The sequence below is a fragment of the Parafrankia soli genome (genome assembly GCF_001854695.1).
Taxonomy (GTDB): domain Bacteria; phylum Actinomycetota; class Actinomycetes; order Frankiales; family Frankiaceae; genus Parafrankia; species Parafrankia soli.
Map to the genome: position 1 here is coordinate 14,026 of NZ_MAXA01000036.1, position 17,601 is coordinate 31,626.

The following is a 17,601-nucleotide window of genomic DNA, read 5'->3' on the forward strand; positions in this document are numbered from 1 at the left end:
CGCCGGCCCGGGGCATGGCGGCGCGCTGAGAGAGTTCAGCTGGTTCACGGGGGGCGTCGCACGGAGACCGCCGGGGCCGCTCGGGCACCGGGCCATGGCTGTCTCAGGCACGGCATTTGGCGGGTGAATGCATGCTTGCAACCCAGATGTGCGAAGTCAACCTCTAGTTTTTCGACACCGATGGACTTCCCAAAGACGAGAGTGTCGTTCTACAGTGACGCCGGACACGGTGGCGACGGAGCCGACGCGACGGAGATGGGGTGGCCGATGGAGGACAGCGCTTCGGAGGGCGCGTTCAAGGGCGTGCGGGTCGTCGAGCTCGCCCAGTGGGTCTTCGTGCCCGTGGCCGGCGCGCTCCTGGCTGACTGGGGCGCGGACGTCATCAGGGTCGAGCGCCCGGAGGGCGACCCGTACCGGGCGCTGGCGACCCAGGGGATCGGGACCGACGGCGGCGGGGTGAACCTCTCGGTCGCCCTGGCCAACCGGGGCAAGCGCTCGGTCGCGCTCGACCTGCGCGGCGAGCAGGGCAAGGCGATCCTCCACAAGATGCTGGAGACGGCGGACGTCTTCCTCACCAACTTCCGGCCGGGCGCGCTGCGCCGGCTGGGGCTCGACGCCGACGAGCTCACCCGCCGGTACCCCCGGCTGGTCTACGCCCGCGGGCACGGCTTCGGCGCCCGCGGGCCTGACGCCGACCATCCCGGCTACGACTCCTCGGCGTTCTGGGCCCGCGGCGGGATGGGGTACACGCTGACCCCCGAGGAGCGGGAGTACCCGATCAGCCAGCGGGGCGCGATGGGCGACCGCAACGGCGCGATGGCGCTGGCCTTCGGCATCGCCGCCGCCCTGCTGGGGCGCACCCGCACCGGCCGGGGCACCGTCGTCGACGTCTCCCTGCTCGCGACGGCCATGTGGACGCTGTCCTCCGACCTCCTCGTCGCGCTGACCGGGCAGGCCCCGCGCATCTCCAGCGGCCCCGGTGACGGCCCGAACCCGCTCGTGGGCGCCTACCGGACGAAGGACGGCCGGCACATCCAGCTGGTGTTCCTCGAGTCCGACCGCTACTGGGCGCCGTTCTGCGAGCTGATCGGGCGCGGTGACCTCGTCGCCGACCCGCGGTTCGCCGACCTGCGGGCCCGCGGCGAGAACCGGGTCGCCTGCCGGGCCGAGCTCGAGGCGGCGTTCGCGACCCGGACCTTCGAGGAGTGGAAGGGCCTGCTCGCGGGCATCGACGCGCCGTGGGCCCCGGTGCAGTCCGTCCTGGAGCTGGTAGACGACCCGCAGGTGGTGGCGAACGGCTACGTCGGCGAGGTGCAGCTCGACGGCGGCGGCTCCTACCGATTACCAACTGTCCCCGTCCAGTTCGACTCCCAGCCCCCCGTGCCCCGGCGGGCCCCGGAGCACGGCGAGCACACCGAGTCCGTACTGCTCGAGCTCGGCTACACCTGGGAAGAGATAGCCGCCCTCACCGAGGCCGGAGCGATCCCGTGACGGCCGGCCCGGCGGCGGCGTCCGGCTCGTCCGGCCCGGCGGCGGCGCCCGAGCCGACGCGGCCGGTACCGGCGCCGGACGAGCGTTCGGCGCCGTACTGGGCGGCCGCGGCGCGGCACGTCCTCACTGTCGCCCGCTGCGCCCGCTGCTCCACCTACGTCGTGCCGCCGGACCACACCTGCCCGCACTGCGGCAGCACCGATCCCGGGTTCGCCTTCGAGCCGGTGAGCGGCAGGGGCACCGTGCGCTCCTGGACCGTGGTCCGCCAGTCGTTCCTGCCCGGCTTCCGCGGCGAAGTGCCCTTCCTCCTCGTCGACGTCGAGCTCGCGGAACAGCCTGAGCTGCGCGTCATCGGCCGGCTCCTGGACGGCCCCGACACCACCCTGCGCATCGGCGCACCGGTGGCGGTGGCCTTCGAGGACGTCGCCGACGGCGTCTCCGTCCCCGCGTTCGCCCTGGCCGAGCCGAGCGCCACTGGCCCCGGCGAGGTGCGGTCGTGAGCGCGCGGCCGGGCTCCAAGGGCCAGGTGGCAATCGTCGGCTACGCGCACAGCGACGTCACCCGGCACGCGGGACGTCCGCTCGGCGCGCTCGCCGTCGACACGGCACGTGCGGCGATCGCCGACGCCGGTCTCACCGCCGGGCAGGTCGACGGGTTCGTCACCTCGGCGCTGTTCCCGACCGCCGGCGCGCACGCGGCCGAGGACGGGGTCAGCCTGGTCTCCGCCGACTGGCTGGCCCAGCGTCTCGGCGGCTCGCCGCGGTACGTGGCCGGCTTCCAGGGCATCGGCCAGATCCCCGGCTCGGTGGCGCTGGCGGTGAACGCCGTGGCGAGCGGCGCGGCCGACTACGTGGTGATGCACCGCGCGCTGCACAACCCGAAGGGGAGCTACCACGCCAACCCGATGCGGACCGCCGGCGGCGCGCAGCAGTGGACGGTGCCGCAGGGCTTCTTCGGCCCGCTGTCGATGATCGCCCTGCCCTACAACGAGTACCTCCAGCGTTACGGTGCCAGCCGGGAGACGACGGCGGCCGTGGTCGCCGAGGCGCGCAAGAACGGCGCGCGCATCCCGTGGTCGTACTGGCACGACCGGCCGCTGACGACCGAGGAGTACCTGGCCGCGCCGCTGCTGAGCGACCCGATCTGCCGCTACGACTGCGACATCCCGGTCGACGGCGTCGCCGCCTTCGTCTTCACCTCGGCCGAGCGGGCCCGTGACCTGCCGCACCGCCCGGTGTACGTCGCCGGCCAGGCCTCCTCGGCGCCTCCTCGGCGCCGCCTGCCGCTGCACTGGCCGCTCGACGACATCATGGCCGGCGGCACCGCGCTGGCGAAGCGACTGTGGGAACAGTCCGGGGTGAGCCCCGCGGACGTCGACCTGCCGCAGGTCTACGACGGCTTCTCGCCGTTCGTCTACTTCTGGCTCGAGGTCCTCGGCCTGTGCCCGGTCGGTGAGGCGCACCGCTTCGTGCTGGACGGCGGGATCGACAGCGACCGCCCCGGCGCGCTGCCGGCGCTCTCCGGCGGCGGGGCCCTGGGCAACGGGCGGATGCATGGCATCCCGCAGATGCTCGAGTGCTACCTGCAGCTCGCCGGCCGGGCCGGGGAGCGCCAGCGCGAACGGGCGACCGTGGGCGTCGCCTGCGCGTCCTCGCCGCACTTCGGTGGCGCGGTCGTCTACAGCACCGCGCCCCGCTGACCCTGGCCTGCTGGCCCGGCCTGCTGACCCCGACCTGCCGCACCTGAACCAGTCACCCGACGCCCCGTGTGGGCATGTGCACCGAGAAGGGAACGAGCCCGTGGCAGCGATCATCGCGGAGCGCCGCTCGTACGTGGCCGGCACCTGGGTCGAGGGCGACGAGGTCTTCGCCGTCGAGAACCCGGCCGACGAGACCTCGGTGGCCGACGTGGCGGCCACCCCCCTGCCCGAGATCGAGCGCGCGATCACCGAGGCCCGCCGCTCCTTCGACGAGGGCGTGTGGGCGGACCGCCCGCCGGCCGAGCGGGCGAAGGTGCTGGGCGCGTTCCTCGACTACTTCCAGTCCGCGCGGGCCGAGCTCGTCGCCACCATGGTCGCCGAGGCGGGCCAGCCCACCGGGTTCGCCGAGCGGGCGCAGTTCGGCGCCGGCCTCGGCCTGGCCCGCGGCACCATCGACCTCTACCTGTCGATGTCGCACGAGGAAGCCAACCCGGTACCGCTGGACGACCTCGTCCGGGCCGGGGCGAGCCTGAGCTTCCGCCGGCACGAGCCCGTCGGCGTCGTCACCGCGATCACCCCCTACAACGGGGCGATCATCATGGCGATGCAGAAGATCATCCCAGCGCTGATCGCCGGGAACTCGGTGATCCTGCGGCCCAGCCCGCTCACCCCGCTGTCGTCGCTGGTCTTCGGCGCGGCGGCGGAGGCGGCCGGGCTGCCGCCGGGCGTGCTCAGCGTGGTGGTGGAGGCCGGCGCCGCCGGTGCCGAGCTGCTGACCACCCACCGGGCCGTCGACATGGTCTCGTTCACCGGCTCGACCGTGGTCGGCCGGCAGATCCTCGCCCAGGCCGCCCCGACGGTGAAGCGGGTCGCCCTCGAACTGGGCGGCAAGTCGGCCCAGATCTACCTGCCCGACGCCGTCGGGAGGGCCACCGCCGGGGCCGTCGCGGTCGTCGCCGCCACCGCCGGCCAGGCGTGCGTCGCCGCCACCCGGATGCTGGTGCCGCGCGAGCGCAAGGATGAGGTCCTCGACGCGGTGTCGCGCGCCTACGACGCCCTCACCGTCGGCCCGCCCACAGACCCGTCGGCGAAGCTCGGGCCGGTCATCAGCGCCGGCCAGCGCGACCGGTGCGAGCGCTTCGTCCGGCTGGCCGAGGAGAACGGCGGGAAGGTCGTCACCGGCGGCGGGCGGCCCGCCGGGCTGGAGCGCGGCTACTACTTCGAGCCGACCGTGCTCGACCTCCCCGACAACGCCAACCCGGCGGCCCAGGAGGAGATCTTCGGGCCGGTGATCAGTGTCCTGGGCTACCGGGACCTCGACGACGCCGTGCGGATCGCCAACGACAGCGACTACGGGCTGTCCGGCCAGGTCTACGGCGCCGACGTCGCCGCGGCGGTGGGCGTCGCCCGCCGGCTGCGGACCGGGGCGGTCAACGTCAACACCGCCGTGTTCAGCGCCTACGCGCCGGGCGGCGGCTACAAGCACAGCGGCCTCGGCCGCGAGCGCGGGCCGGACGGCATCCGCGCCTTCCAGGAAGTCAAGCACCTCGCCATCGGCGAGCTCCGCTGAGCTCGCTCCCGGACCGGAGGGAACCACTGATGACGTCATCACTGCCGCTGGACTGGCTGATCTCCGTCGACGACCACGTCCTGGAGCCGCCGAACCTGTGGACCGACCGGCTCCCCGCCAAGGACCACGACCGGGCCCCCCACATGGTGATCGACGACAAGGGAATGGACTGCTGGGTCTACGACGGCAAGCGTTTCCCGAGCTCCGGGCTGAGCGCCGTCGCCGGCAAGGAGAAGGAGGAGTTCAGCCCCGAGCCCCTCTCCTACGCCGAGATGCGGCCCGGCTGTTACGACGCGCGGGCCCGCCTGGAGGACATGGACCGGGCCGGCATCCTGGCCTCGCTGTGCTTCCCGACGGTGACCCGGTTCTGCGGGCAGATGTTCTCCGAGGCGAGCGACCGCGAGTTCGGCCTGGTGTGCCTGAAGATCTACAACGACTGGATGATCGAGGAGTGGTGCGGCAGTGCTCCCGGCCGCTACATCCCGCTCACCCTCATCCCGCTCTGGGACCCGCAGCTCGCGGTGAAGGAGCTGGAGCGCTGCGCGGCGAAGGGGTCCACCACCTTCGCCTTCTCGGAGAACCCGGCCCCGCTGGGCCTGCCGACCATCCACGACCGCGACGGGTACTGGGAGCCGGTGATGGCTGCCGCGAACGACCTGGAGATGGTCGCGTCGATGCACGTCGGCTCCTCGTCGCAGGTGCCGAAGATCGCTCCCGACGCGCCGTTCATGGCGAACCTGACCTGGGGCGCGATGCGTACCTCGGGCGCCATGCTCTCCTGGCTGTTCAGCGGGATGTTCCAGCGGTACCCGAAGTTGAAGATCGCGCTCTCCGAGGGCGAGATCGGCTGGATGCCGTACTACCTGGAGCGCGCCGAGCAGGTGATCGACAAGCAGCGCCACTGGGTCAAGCGTGGTGTCCGCTTCAACGAGCACGCCGGGGCGGACGCCCTCGACCTGGACACCCTCGACATCCGCGCCAGCTTCCGTGAGCACGTGTTCGGCTGCTTCATCGACGACGCGCACGGCATCGCCAGCATCGACGAGATCGGCGAGGACAACATCATGTGCGAGACGGACTACCCGCACTCCGACTCGACCTGGCCGAACTGCATCGACGTCGTGAAGAACCGGATCGGCCACCTGTCAGAGGAGGTCCAGTACAAGATCCTGCGCGGCAACGCCGAGCGGCTGTACCGGTTCACGCCGGCCGAGCCGCCTGTGCTCGCGAAGGCCTGACATGGCAGGGCGGACACCGCTCGCGGTCGTCGACCGCGAGCGGTGCATCGGCAGCGGCATGTGCGTGGACTACGCGCCGGGCACCTTCACCCAGGACGAGCAGGCCAAGGCGGTCGTCCTCGCCGAGGCCGACGACCCGRCCGACGTGGTCGGCATCGCCGTCGAGTCGTGCCCGACCGGCGCGCTGCGCCTGGCGCACGACGCGGGCCTGGCGCAGAACACAGGCCTGGCGCAGGACGGAACAGGAGCGTGACGAGCATGATGCTCGACGGCAAGATCGCCGTGGTGATGGGTGCCGGCTCAGGGGTCGGCCGCGCCTCGGCACTGCGGTTCGCCGAGGAGGGCGCCCGGGTGCTGTGCGCCGACATCCGGCCCGAGGGGATCAAGGAGACGGCGGCCGCGATCGAGGCGGCCGGCGGCACCGCGGCGGCAGCCGAGTGCGACGTCTCGAAGGAGGCCGACGTGGCCGCCGCGATCGAGGCGGCCGTGGCGCAGTTCGGCCGGATCGACATCGTCTTCAACAACGTCGGCGTCCCGACCCCGCGGCTGGGCGCGAAGCTGGAGGACCACACCGCCGAGGATTTCCAGCGGCTGGTCGCGGTCAACTTCGGGGGCGTCTTCAACGGCTGCAAGCAGGCCGTCCTGCAGTTCAAGCGGCAGGGCGGGGGCGGGGCGATCCTCAACACCGGGTCGGTCGCCGGCCTCGTCGCCTGGGGCGGCTCCGTCTACGGCGCCACCAAGGGCGCGGTGCACCAGCTGACCCGCGCGGTGGCCATCGAGGGCGCGCCGTTCGGCATCCGGGCGAACGCGATCTGCCCGGCCGGGATGCCGCACACCAACTTCATGGCCGCCGGCGGGCTCACCATCTCGGGGGACGCCCGGGAGAAAATGGTGGAGAACGTCGGGGCCACCCATCCGCTCGGCCGCCCGATCACGGCCGAGGACTGCGCCGAGGCCGCCGTCTACCTGGTCTCCGACCGCGCGCTCAACATCACCGGTGTGCTGCTGCCGGTCGACGGCGGATACGTGGCCAGGTGACCCGATGAGCACGACGGCCACTCTCGACCGCGAGCGGGTCCGGCAGCTGTTCGACCTGCGCAGCAGCTACAACGTGCACATGGGCGGCGGCTACCGGGAGGACCCGTACCCGGTCTGGCACCGGCTGCGCGAGCAGGCCCCGGTGCACCCGGGGATCGTCCACGAGCTGACCGGCTTCGACGGCCCGGCGATGTTCTCCGGTCTGCCGTACCCCGACCGCCCGCACTTCTCCGCCTTCAGCTACGCCGCGTGCGACGCCGCCTACCGCGATCCCGAGGTGTTCGCGTCGGCGGCCGGGCCGGTGGATCCCAACAACGGCCCGTACGGCGCGACGAACAGCATGCTGTCGATGGGCGGGAGGCAGCACCGCCGGTACCGGGGGCTCGTACAGCCCTCGTTCGTGCCGGGCAAGGCGAAATGGTGGATCAGCAACTGGATCGAGGAGACCGTCGACCTGCTCATCGACGGGTTCGTCGACGCGGGGCGGGCCGAGCTGAACGTGGACTTCTGCGCGGCCATCCCGGTGCTCACGATCACCAGCAGCTTCGGCGTGCCCGTCGACCAGGCGCTCGACATCCGTGCCGCGCTGACCAGGCCCGACGAGATCGTGCGGATGCTCGAGCCGATCGTCGCCGCCCGGCGTGCGGACCCGCAGGACGACCTGATCAGCATCCTCGTGCAGGCCGAGATGACCGACGAGAACGGGGTCACGCACCGGCTCACCGACGCCGAGATCTACTCCTTCTCGGTGCTGCTGCTGACCGCCGGCTCCGGCACCACCTGGAAGCAGATGGGCATCACGCTCACCGCGCTGCTGCAGCACCCCGAGGCGCTGGCCGCGGTGCGCGCCGACCGCTCGCTGCTCCGGCTGGCGATCGAGGAGTCGCTGCGGTGGTCACCCACCGACCCGATGTTCTCCCGCTGGGTGACCGAGGACGTCGACTTCTTCGGCGTGCACATGCCGGCCGGGTCGGTGCTGCACCTGTGCATCGGCGCGGCCAACCGCGACCCGGCCCGCTGGGACCGCCCGGACGAGTACGACATCACCCGCGCCCTGCGGCCGTCCTTCGCCTTCGGCGGGGGCGCCCACGTCTGCCTGGGCATGCACGTGGCCCGCGCCGAGATGCGGGTCGGGATCGGGGCGCTGCTCGACCGGCTCCCCGACCTGCGCCTCGACCCCGACCGCGAGGCACCCCGCTTCATCGGCATGTACGAGCGAGGCGCGACCGAGATCCCCGTCGTCTTCGGGTGACCCCGAGACCTCGGGGGTGAGGAGACATCCCATGAGCGAGACYGGCTACACCGCCCCGGACCTGAGTCTGCGCGGGGCCGAGCACATCGCGCGTTACCGGGAGACCGACGGTGAGGTCGGCTACCTCTGGAACGGTGTGCCGACCCTGCTGCTGACCACGGTCGGCCGGCAGTCAGGCGAGAAGCGCACCTCCGCCCTGATCTTCGCGCGGGACGGGGACGACTACCTCGTCGTGGCATCCACCGGCGGAGCGCCGAAACACCCGGCCTGGTACTGGAACCTGACGGCGCATCCCGAGGCCGAGATCCAGGTCCGTGGCCTGCACCTGCCGGTGGTGGGCCGGACGGCGTCCGAGGACGAGAAGCCCCGGCTCTGGAAGATCGTGACCGCGAGCTGGCCCAACTACGACGTGTACCAGACCCGCACGGACCGGGTCATCCCGGTCGTCGTCCTCACCCCGTCCTGAGAAGCCGGCCTGCTGCCGCGATCGCGATGAAAGGAGCAGTACGGATGAGCGTCGCACCGGTCTTCTCCAAGGGCCGCGACCTCGACGCCACGGTCGAGGTCCTGCGCCCGTGGCTCGCGGCCCGATTAGGCGTCGACGACGTCACGCTGGGCGAGCTGACCTATCCGACCGGGGCCGGGGTCTCCAACGAGACGATCCTGCTCGAAGCCCGCTCGGCGGGCCGCGTCGACGACCTGGTCCTGCGGATCGGGCCCAGGCCCGAACACCAGATGTTCCTCGACCCCCGGTTCCGGATGCAGTACGACCTGCTGGCCGCCCTGCGCCGCAACGGCTCGGTGCGCGTCCCGGAGACGCTGTGGTTCGAGGACGACGCCGCGCTGCTCGGGCAGCCGTTCTTCGTGATGCGCCGGATGCGCGGCCGGGTGCCGGTCAGCATGCCGGTCTACAACAAGACGGGGTGGCTGACGGAGGCGACACCCGCCCAGCGGCGGACCCTGTGGGAGAGCGCGATGCACCAGTTCGCCGCCATCCACATGATGCCTGTGGACGAGGTGGGCTTCGTCGACCTCGCCGAGCTGGGCAGCACCGGCCCCGAGCAGCAGCTCACCTACTGGAACCGCTTCGCGGCGTGGGCGCTCGAGGACGAGGCGCCCGATGCCGTGCGCACCCTGTTCGAGTGGCTGGCCGCGAACCGGCCCGCCGAGCCCGTGCCGGGCCTGTCCTGGGGCGACGCCCGGATCGGCAACATGATGTTCGGCGACGACTTCGAGGTCGTCGGCGTCATGGACTGGGAGCAGGCGTCGCTGGCCGGCCCGATGGCCGATCTCGGCTGGTGGCTGCACTTCGACGAGATCCACAGCTCCTTCCAGGGCGTGCCGCGCCTCGACGGTCTCGGCACCCGGCAGGAGACCATCGACCTCTGGGAGGAGCTGACCGGCCGGCGGGTCGAGAACCTGCTCTGGCACGAGGTCTTCGCCTGCGTCAAAACGGCCCTGCTCGGCCTGCACACCCGTCGGTCGATGCGGCTCCCGCTGGCGGGCAGGTCGGAGCGCGGCCCCTACCTGGAACGCGCCTACCGCCTGCTCGACCTCGACCCGGAGGAACTGTCATGAGCATCCCGGGCGGCCCCGCGCCATGGGACGAGGAGGTCGTGCGATCGCCCGAGTGGCTCACCGCGGTACTGGGTGAGTCGTGGCCCGGGGCGGTCGTCACCGGCACGACGGTGACGCAGCGGCTGCAGACCGTCGCGACGAAGGTGCGCTTCCAGGTCGAGTACGCGCAGGCGGTCGACGGCGCGCCGGCGGCGCTGTGCGCCAAGGGGTACTTCAACCCCGCCGTGCGCGGGCGAGGCACCCGCGTCGAGGCCGACTTCTACCGGCAGTGGGCCTCCACCCTGCCGGTGCGGACCCCGCCGTGCGTGCACGCCGCGGTCGACGAGGAGACGAACCACGCGCTCGTCCTGATGGAGGACCTGGTCGAGGCCGGTGCCACCTTCCTCGACCCGCTCGTGGGCTACGACGCCGAACAGGCCACCGGCACGCTCGACCAGCTCGCGGCGCTGCACGCGGCGACCTGGGAGGACAAGGGCGAGCTGACGGCCGCGTTCCCGCCCCGGCTCGCGTCGCTCGCCCGGGTCCTGGCGCCCGAGCAGCTCCAGACTCAGCTCGACGACGGCCGGGTGCCGGCGGTGCCGGATGACGTCCGCCGCGCGGACCGGCTGCTGGCGGCGATGGGCAGACTGGCCGGGATCAGTGACCAGCCGCGCTGTCTCGTCCACGGAGACCTGCACACCGGCAACGTCTACGAGCTGGCCGACGGTTCCCCGGGGCTCATCGACTGGCAGGTCGCCCAGCACGGCGTGTGGGCGTTGGACGTCGGCTACCACCTGGCGGCGGTCCTGGACCCCGATGAGCGGGCCCGCTCGGAGCGTGACCTGCTCGACCACTACCTCGGCCGGCTGGCCGCACACGGCGTCACCCCGCCCGCGCGCGACGACGCCTGGTGGGCGTACCGGGCTCACCTGCCGTACGGCTTCTACCTGTGGGCGATCACCCGGGCGGTGGACCGCCCGATCGTCGAGCACCTGACCGCCCGACTCGGCCTCGCCGTGGCCCAGCACGGGAGCCTGGACCTGCTCGGAGTCTGACAGCCGCCCGTCTCCGGCGCCCACCCGTGGCTGCTGGAGACGGGCGTGCCCGCGTTCGGGGCCGGGCTGTGGGGCTGGTGTCTACCGCGCGGCCTGTGGCAGCGGTCGCTTCCGCGCGGCCGCGGGAGCCTGCTGCGGCAGGACAGTCTGAACGGCGGGAGTCGCCGATTCCGGCGGCGGATGCGTCCGGGCCGGCTCGGCGGGCTGCTCCGCCTCCGGGCTGCCGCCGAGGGCTGCCAGGCAGAAGGACCACAGGTAGTCGCCGATCGACTCGGCCGTCTCGTCCGTTCTGGCGAACGCATAGTGGTGGTAGACGGAGGTCACCAGTCGGGCGACCACCGTGGCGTCGCGCTCGATGTGCCGCGGGGCGAGCAGGCCGGCCTCCTGCGCCGCGGTCAGCTCACGAGCGACCAGGTCGGCGAACGGCCGGGTCGCGTGCGCCAGCTCCTCCGGGTACAGCTGGTGCAGGCGCCAGTGCTCGGCGGGGATGAACCGGGCCCCGGCACCCTCCCAGCCCGGCGCGTTCAGCGACGACACCGCGGACCGCACGTAGTGGCGCAGCCGGGCGACCGGGCCCGGCAGGTGCTGCGCGGACGCCTCGTAGCGCGCGGTCTGGTTGGCGATGATGTCCTCGATGACGGCCAGCAGCAGCTGATCCTTGCCGGTGAAATGCCGGTAGAAGGTCTGCGTCGCGATGCCGGCTTCCTTCACGAGCTCCTGCGTCGTGAAGCGGGCACCGTTGAGCAGGATGAGCCGCTCGGCGGCCTCGACGATGACCTTCGCCTGCCGCATGCTGCGCGATCTCGAACGCTGGACCGACGGCGAGCGGTCGGCGGCGCGTTCGGCCCAGGACACTCTCCGACGTTACCAGTGTCGGCGTTCACACCGTTCGTCCCCGAGGGATCTCCGTGCGCACCGCACCTGTATTCCCGCCCGCCCGGTCCGCCCCTGTCGCGACCGGACCGCAGCCGGAGCGCGACCGACCACGACCGGGCCGGACTCGGGGCCATGGTGGCGCAGGTCACACCGGTATTCGTCGTTTGTGTGGGCTTGGCCGGGCGACTAAGACTGTCTTCTGGAAAGTGCCAGTGGACGCCGTGCCTGTGAACGCGACGAGGAGATCTACGACAGTGGCCGAATTATACTGGGATCCCTTCGACGAGGTGATCGACGTCAATCCGTACCCGCTCTGGAAGCGGATGCGTGACGAGGAGCCCGTCTACCGCAACGACAAGTTCGACTTCTACGCGCTTTCCCGGCACGCCGACATCGACGCCGCCCACGTCAACGCGGACACCTACAGCTCCGCGCACGGCACGATCCTGGAGATCATGACGCCGGAGCCGATGCCGCCCGGCTTCATGATTTTCACGGATGCCCCGGCCCACCACCTGCTGCGGTCGCTGGTGTCCCGCGCCTTCACCCCGCGCCGGATCGCCGCGCTCGAGGAGCACATCCGCGTCCTGTGCGCGGAGATGCTCGACCCGCAGATCGGCGCGGGCGGGTTCGACTACATCAGTGACTTCGCCGCGCAGCTCCCCTCGAAGGTGATCTCCCAGCTGATCGGGGTCGACCCGGCAGACCGGGAGGAGGTCCGCAGGACCATCGACCTGACCTTCCACATCGAGGAGGGCGTCGGGATGGTCAACGAGACCTCCCACGCCGCCACGATCAAGCTGCGCACCTACTTCGCCGGGCTGATCGAGGACCGCCGCAGGTCGCCGCGTGACGACATGATCACCGGTCTCGCCGAGGCCGAGGTCACCGACGGGAACGGCGAGCGCCGCAGGCTGACCACGCCGGAGGCGGCGTCGGTCACGAACGAGATCGTCAGCGCCGGGACGGAGACCGTCGCCCGGCTGCTCGGCTGGGCGTGTGTGCTGCTCGAGGCCCATCCCGACCAGCGGGCCGAGCTGGCCGCCGACCCGTCGCTGTTGTCGAACGCCGTCGAGGAGACGTTGCGCTACGAGGCGCCGTCCCCGGTGCAGGGCCGCATGCTCAAGAACGACGTCGAGCTGCACGGGACGACGATCCCGACGGGCGCGAAGGTTCTGCTGCTCACCGGATCGGCCGGCCGGGACGGGCGCAAGTACACCGACCCGGACCGTTACGACATCCACCGTAAGTTCGACGGCCACGTGGCGTTCGGCCGCGGCGCCCACTTCTGCCTGGGCGCGGCGCTGGCCCGGATGGAGGGCCGGATCGGGATCGAGGAGACCCTGCGCCGCTTCCCGAACTACCAGGTCGACCACGACAGCGCGGTGCGGCTGCACACCAGCACCGTGCGCGGGTACGAGCACCTGCCGCTCGTCGTCTGAGCGTCGTCCCGGTCCGGGAGGCCACGTCAGGGATCCTCCCGGACCGGGGTGGAGCCGGCGGGCTCAGGTGACGGGCTCAGGCGGGTGGTGGCGGCGGCTGGCTGAAGCCGGCGATGAGAGCGGTGATGTCCTCGGTGACGACGTCGGCGAACGACCGCGGCGCGTAAGCGCCGGCCGCCCAGTGGCGGGCGCCCTCGCTGACCAGCGACTGCGCCAGCCGAGCCAGCCGCGCCGCGTCGACGTGACCGGCCCAGTTCCAGCGGCGATGAGAACAGATGAGAACAGTTGACGCATTTCCGCCGGCACGGCTAGCGTTCCCCCGCGTCGCGGGACTGGCCGCTGTTGCGGAGCTCGGTCCCGGTCAACCCAAGCCCGCGGGTCCGGCCGGAGCCGCGTCAGACCCGAGGAGCGGACCGTGACCACCTCGCCCACCACCCCGCCCACCGCCGTCAACCCGGACGTCCTGCCCGGCGTTGCGCGCCAGATCGGCTACATCGTCCGCGACCTCGACGAGGCGATCGCCTCCTGGCTGAGCCTGGGCGTCGGCCCCTGGTACGTGCTGCGGGAGCACCCGCAGGCGGGGCTCTTCCGCGGCAAGGACTGCGAGGTGACCATGTCGGTCGCCTTCTCCAACACCGGCGACATGCAGGTCGAGCTGATCCAGCAGCACGGTGACGCGCCCAGCATCTACACCGAGTTCCTCGAGTCCGGGAAGGAGGGCTTCCACCAGCTCGCCTGGTGGGCCCCGGACTTCGACGCCACCATGAGCTCGATCGAGGCCGCGGGCTGGCCGATCGTCTGGACCGGCGGCGGTGACGGCGCGACCCGTTACGCCTACTTCGAGCCGCCCGCCGGCCCGGCCACCATCATCGAGATCATGGAGCTGAACCCGGCCACGGAGGGCATGGCCAAGTTCGTCCGCGCCGCCACCGAGGGCTGGGACGGCACCGATCCCGTCCGCACCCTCGGCGTCTGAACACATCCCGAGTGGGAGATCATCGTCCCGGTGCGGCGATCTCCCACTGGCCGTGGTGAGGGTGGTGCCCGGGGTCCGAACTGTCCCGAGCGGGAGATCACTTCACCAGGGTGGCGATCTTCCGCTGGGCCGCGGTGAGGGTGGTGCCGGGGTCGGCTCCTGTCATGATTGCGACCACCTCGTCGTTCAGCGCGTCGTGGACCTCGCCGCCGCGCTCACCGCCCCAGGCCGGCGCCTGGACGAGATCCGGAATCAGCGCGTCGAACTGGGTCAGCTCCGGGAACTCCCGGTAGAACGGCGCGAGCTGCCTGCGGGCCTCGGTGTCGACCGGCAGGAAGCTGAACGCCTCGGTGCCGGCGGCGATCACGTCCGGGGCGAGCAGCGCGACGACCAGCTCGGTGGCCATCTCCCGCTGGCAGCGGTCCGTCGACAGTACGGACAGCCCGTTGCCGCCCGCGACGGGGTGCTGAGTGCCCCCGGGCAGGGTCGGGAACGGGGCGACACCCACCTTGAAGCCCTGCGCGCCCTGATCATGGACGTAGCGCAGCCCCGCGGCCAGCGACGGCAGGGTGACCGCGCTGATCGCCGTCTCTTGCCGGATGCCGAAGCGCAGCAGGCCCTGCGTGGTCGGGTCGCTCGACTGTGTTCCGTAGGTGCCCACCTTGGCCAGGAACGCGGCGGCCTCGCGGACGGCCGGGCTGGTCAGGTCGGGCTGGCCGTCCGCCTTCATCGCGGGGGTGTTCTTCGAGCTGGCCAGCGTGGTCAGGTACCACTGGGCGAACCCGCCCGTCGGCAGGTCGATCGGCTGGATCTGCTGACCGGAGTTCCTGATCCGCTCGGCCGCGGCGAGCACCCCCGTGGTCGTGCCCAGCGTCTTCGGGTCGACCCCGGCCTTCGCCAGGACGTCCGCGTTGTAGACGAGTGCGAGCGTGGACACCTGCTGCGGCACCGCGACGAGCCGGCCGCCGTACTCGCCGAGCGGCAGGAACCGCTGGTCGTAGGACGCCCGCAGCAACCGGGGCGACAGCGGCTGCGCGCCGAGCTTGTCGGCGAAGGTCGGCAGCAGGTCGAAGCCGGCGACCGCGACGTCCGCCGGGCGCCCGGCGGCCCGGTCCGCGCTGATCTGCTGGACGAGCTGGGGGTAGCCGGTCGCGTCGGCCGTGAGCTCGACGGTCAGGCCGGGATGGGCCTTTTCCATGTACGCCTTGCCCGACTTCGCCGCGTCGTTGAGCGACCCCAGGGCGAACATCCGCAGCGTCTTCACCGCGGCGGCGCACTCCGGCGACGCCTTCGCGCCGGCGACGTCGTCCACGTTCGCGGTCGCCGGCCGTGCCGTCGGGCGCAGGCTCTCGGCCGGATCGGTGGCCGCGCCGGAGCCGCCGCCGCAGCCCGCGAGCAGGCCGACCGTGACCGTCCCGGCGAGCAGCGCGCCCAGCGGCCCGGCGCGGCGTGGGGACGAGCCGGCCCGGCGGGTGCCCGGGCCCAGGCGGGTGCCCGGACCTCGCGGGTCCAGGTGCCGTGGGCGGGGTTCTGACACGTTCCCGAGCATCGTCGCTCCCTTCGGTGGGCATGCCCTCGGTCCGCTGCGGGTGCCCGGTTTCCGTCGGTGACAGCATCGCCCCGGACCGGGCCGAAAGCCCAGGCCGCCACCCGACAGGGGCGCCCCTACCGGCGCGCTCAGCCGGGGAGGACCCGCAGCCCGCAGGGCGGCTCGGCGAGGTAGACCTGGTCGGGGCCGCCGGCGTCCAGGGTGATTGTCGGGCTGTCCGGGCGGGCGGTGCCGTAGTTGAGCATCCGGCCGTCGGCGGCCGAGTGGAGCTCGAGGGTGCAGTCCTCGCTGCCGCTGAAGTCGAAGACCTCGACGGTGACCGTGCCCTCGGTGCGGAAGGCCTCGGTGTCACCGATGTACGGGACGGTCGCGAACGGCAGCGACGCGTCACCCGCGGTCTCCAGGCCCTGGACCACGCAGCCCGGGTTGTTCACCCCGAAGCGGAACGTCCCAACCTGTGAGACCTGGTAGATCTTCTCCCCGTAGACGCCGGGGATCGAGCGGCTGTCGCCCGTCGCGGTGTCGGTGACGGTGACCGTGCAGCCGGTGTCGTCGGTGCCCTGGATCTCGTCGGAGATCCGCAGCCGCCATGGCGCGTCAGCGGTGAAGTCGGCGGTGAAGGTGGTGGTGTCGGACGTGCCGTCGTCGCCGCCGGAGGTGGTCAGCAGGGCGGCCGCCGTCCCGCCCGCGGCCAGCACGACCACGGCCGCCACGAGCGCGATGACCACCCGGCGCCGCCTGCGCCGTCCCGGCTGTGGTTGCTGCGGCGTCGACCGGTCGGGCCGTACCTGGTCGGACGTCGACTGGCCTGGCTTTGCCTGGTCGGGTGCCGGGTCGTCCTTGTCGTCTGTCGGCGGGATGGTCGCCGACCACGGCGGTGTCGCCGCCGCCACCGGCCGGGTCTGCAGGAACCGGGTGGCCGAGCCGTCGGCGCCGTCGGGCAGCGAACCCACCAGCTCGGTGAACAGGGCCTCGGCGGTGGGCCGGTCCGCCGGCTCGCGGGCCAGCGCGCTGGACACGAGCTGGCGCAGCCCCGGCGCGATCCGCTCGGGGTCTGTGGACGGCTCGGCCGCCAGCACCCGGTGCAGCACCGCCGCGCCGGGCCCGGTGCCGAACGGTGCCTCGCCGGTCGCGGCGAAACACAGCAGCGCGCCCCAGGCGAAGATGTCGGCGGCGGGGGTCGCCTCCGCGCCGGAGACCTGCTCCGGGGCGTGCCAGCCGGGAGTGCCGACGAACTGCCCGCTGAGGGTGATCACCGCGGCGTCGGCCGCCGCGGCGATGCCGAAGTCGATGACCTTCGGCCCGTGCGCCGTCCACAGGACGTTCGACGGCTTGAGGTCCCGGTGGATCATCCCGGCCGTGTGGATCGAGATCAGCGCGTCGGCGAGCCCGGCCGCGAGCACCGTCTGCTCGTCCGGGCCGAGCGGGCCGTGTAACCGGACGTGGGTCGACAGGCTCGGCGCGTCGACGAGCTCGGTCGCCAGCCAGGGCCGGTCGGCGTCCAGCTCGAAGTCGACCAGGCGGACGGTGTGCGTGCCGCCCACCCGGAAGCAGGCCTGGACCTCGCGCTGGAACCGGCGGCGGAAGTCCGGGTCGTCCGCGAGCTCCTCGCGGACGAGCTTCACCGCGACCCGGCCGAACGGGCCCTCGGCCAGGTAGACCACGCCCATGCCACCGGCACCGAGACGGCCGAGCACCCGGTGCCGTCCCAGCGAGACAGGGTCACTCGGTCGCGATGGTTGAACCTCGACGCCGCTCATGCTCACGGTCCGCGTACCCCCCAAAGCCCCAGACCAGGCCACCGTCCGGATTCCCGGCACGATTCGAGCGAATCGTACTGCGACACATATATCCGCAG

Annotated in this window: 16 protein-coding genes; 13 read left to right on the forward strand and 3 right to left on the reverse strand. The window is 72.3% G+C overall.

Annotation, left to right across the window (positions count from 1 at the left end):
• Positions 1-267: 267 nt before the first annotated feature.
• The 11 genes from BBK14_RS04885 to BBK14_RS04935 all read left to right on the forward strand — a co-directional run bounded on the left by BBK14_RS04885 (position 268) and on the right by BBK14_RS04935 (position 10,900).
• On the forward strand, positions 268-1,491 hold the full coding sequence (locus BBK14_RS04885; RefSeq protein ID WP_071060073.1) for a CaiB/BaiF CoA transferase family protein: 1,224 nt from the start codon (positions 268-270) through the stop codon (positions 1,489-1,491).
• Positions 1,488-1,991 (forward strand): Zn-ribbon domain-containing OB-fold protein, encoded by a 504-nt coding sequence (locus BBK14_RS04890; protein ID WP_071060005.1) that lies wholly within the window; start codon positions 1,488-1,490, stop codon positions 1,989-1,991. Before BBK14_RS04885 ends, BBK14_RS04890 begins: the two co-directional genes overlap by 4 nt.
• A complete protein-coding gene (locus BBK14_RS04895) occupies positions 1,988-3,190 on the forward strand; it encodes a thiolase family protein (RefSeq protein ID WP_071060006.1) in 1,203 nt (400 codons plus the stop codon). The genes BBK14_RS04890 and BBK14_RS04895 overlap by 4 nt, the downstream gene beginning before the upstream one ends.
• A gap of 100 nt (positions 3,191-3,290) precedes the next feature.
• Positions 3,291-4,760 carry an aldehyde dehydrogenase family protein gene (locus BBK14_RS04900; RefSeq protein ID WP_071060007.1) on the forward strand — a complete coding sequence of 490 codons (1,470 nt, stop codon included), beginning with the start codon at positions 3,291-3,293 and terminating at the stop codon, positions 4,758-4,760.
• A 29-nt stretch (positions 4,761-4,789) separates the two neighbouring features.
• Positions 4,790-5,998 carry an amidohydrolase family protein gene (locus tag BBK14_RS04905; protein WP_071060008.1) on the forward strand — a complete coding sequence of 403 codons (1,209 nt, stop codon included), beginning with the start codon at positions 4,790-4,792 and terminating at the stop codon, positions 5,996-5,998.
• Position 5,999: 1 nt separating this feature from the next.
• On the forward strand, positions 6,000-6,251 hold the full coding sequence (locus BBK14_RS04910; protein ID WP_071060009.1) for a ferredoxin: 252 nt from the start codon (positions 6,000-6,002) through the stop codon (positions 6,249-6,251).
• Between the two features lie 5 nt (positions 6,252-6,256).
• The gene (locus BBK14_RS04915) at positions 6,257-7,036 is read left to right on the forward strand and encodes an SDR family NAD(P)-dependent oxidoreductase (RefSeq protein WP_071060074.1); all 780 of its coding nucleotides are present in this window, start codon (positions 6,257-6,259) and stop codon (positions 7,034-7,036) included.
• Positions 7,037-7,040: 4 nt separating this feature from the next.
• Positions 7,041-8,288, forward strand: coding sequence for a cytochrome P450 (locus BBK14_RS04920; RefSeq protein WP_071060010.1), 1,248 nt, complete (start codon positions 7,041-7,043; stop codon positions 8,286-8,288).
• Positions 8,289-8,319: 31 nt separating this feature from the next.
• Complete coding sequence (locus BBK14_RS04925) at positions 8,320-8,754, forward strand: nitroreductase family deazaflavin-dependent oxidoreductase (protein ID WP_071060011.1); 435 nt, start codon at positions 8,320-8,322, stop codon at positions 8,752-8,754.
• Between the two features lie 44 nt (positions 8,755-8,798).
• Entirely contained in the window at positions 8,799-9,866 is a 1,068-nt protein-coding gene (locus tag BBK14_RS04930; protein ID WP_071060012.1) for a phosphotransferase family protein, read from the forward strand.
• Positions 9,863-10,900 (forward strand): phosphotransferase, encoded by a 1,038-nt coding sequence (locus BBK14_RS04935; protein ID WP_071060013.1) that lies wholly within the window; start codon positions 9,863-9,865, stop codon positions 10,898-10,900. Before BBK14_RS04930 ends, BBK14_RS04935 begins: the two co-directional genes overlap by 4 nt.
• Positions 10,901-10,981: 81 nt before the next feature.
• Here the strand turns inward: BBK14_RS04935 and BBK14_RS04940 are convergent, their stop codons facing one another.
• Positions 10,982-11,692, reverse strand: coding sequence for a TetR/AcrR family transcriptional regulator (locus BBK14_RS04940; protein ID WP_071060075.1), 711 nt, complete (start codon positions 11,690-11,692; stop codon positions 10,982-10,984).
• A 338-nt stretch (positions 11,693-12,030) separates the two neighbouring features.
• Here BBK14_RS04940 and BBK14_RS04945 point away from each other — a divergent pair, with 338 nt between their 5' ends.
• Complete coding sequence (locus tag BBK14_RS04945) at positions 12,031-13,218, forward strand: cytochrome P450 (protein WP_071060014.1); 1,188 nt, start codon at positions 12,031-12,033, stop codon at positions 13,216-13,218.
• 415 nt (positions 13,219-13,633) lie between these two features.
• Positions 13,634-14,194, forward strand: coding sequence for a VOC family protein (locus BBK14_RS04950; protein ID WP_071060015.1), 561 nt, complete (start codon positions 13,634-13,636; stop codon positions 14,192-14,194).
• A 97-nt stretch (positions 14,195-14,291) separates the two neighbouring features.
• On the opposite strand, the gene BBK14_RS04955 is transcribed toward BBK14_RS04950, so the two are convergent.
• Both BBK14_RS04955 and BBK14_RS04960 read right to left on the reverse strand, forming a co-directional pair.
• Positions 14,292-15,743 (reverse strand): extracellular solute-binding protein, encoded by a 1,452-nt coding sequence (locus tag BBK14_RS04955; protein ID WP_241831142.1) that lies wholly within the window; start codon positions 15,741-15,743, stop codon positions 14,292-14,294.
• A gap of 128 nt (positions 15,744-15,871) precedes the next feature.
• Positions 15,872-17,503 carry a serine/threonine-protein kinase gene (locus BBK14_RS04960; protein WP_241831143.1) on the reverse strand — a complete coding sequence of 544 codons (1,632 nt, stop codon included), beginning with the start codon at positions 17,501-17,503 and terminating at the stop codon, positions 15,872-15,874.
• Positions 17,504-17,601 lie beyond the last annotated feature (98 nt).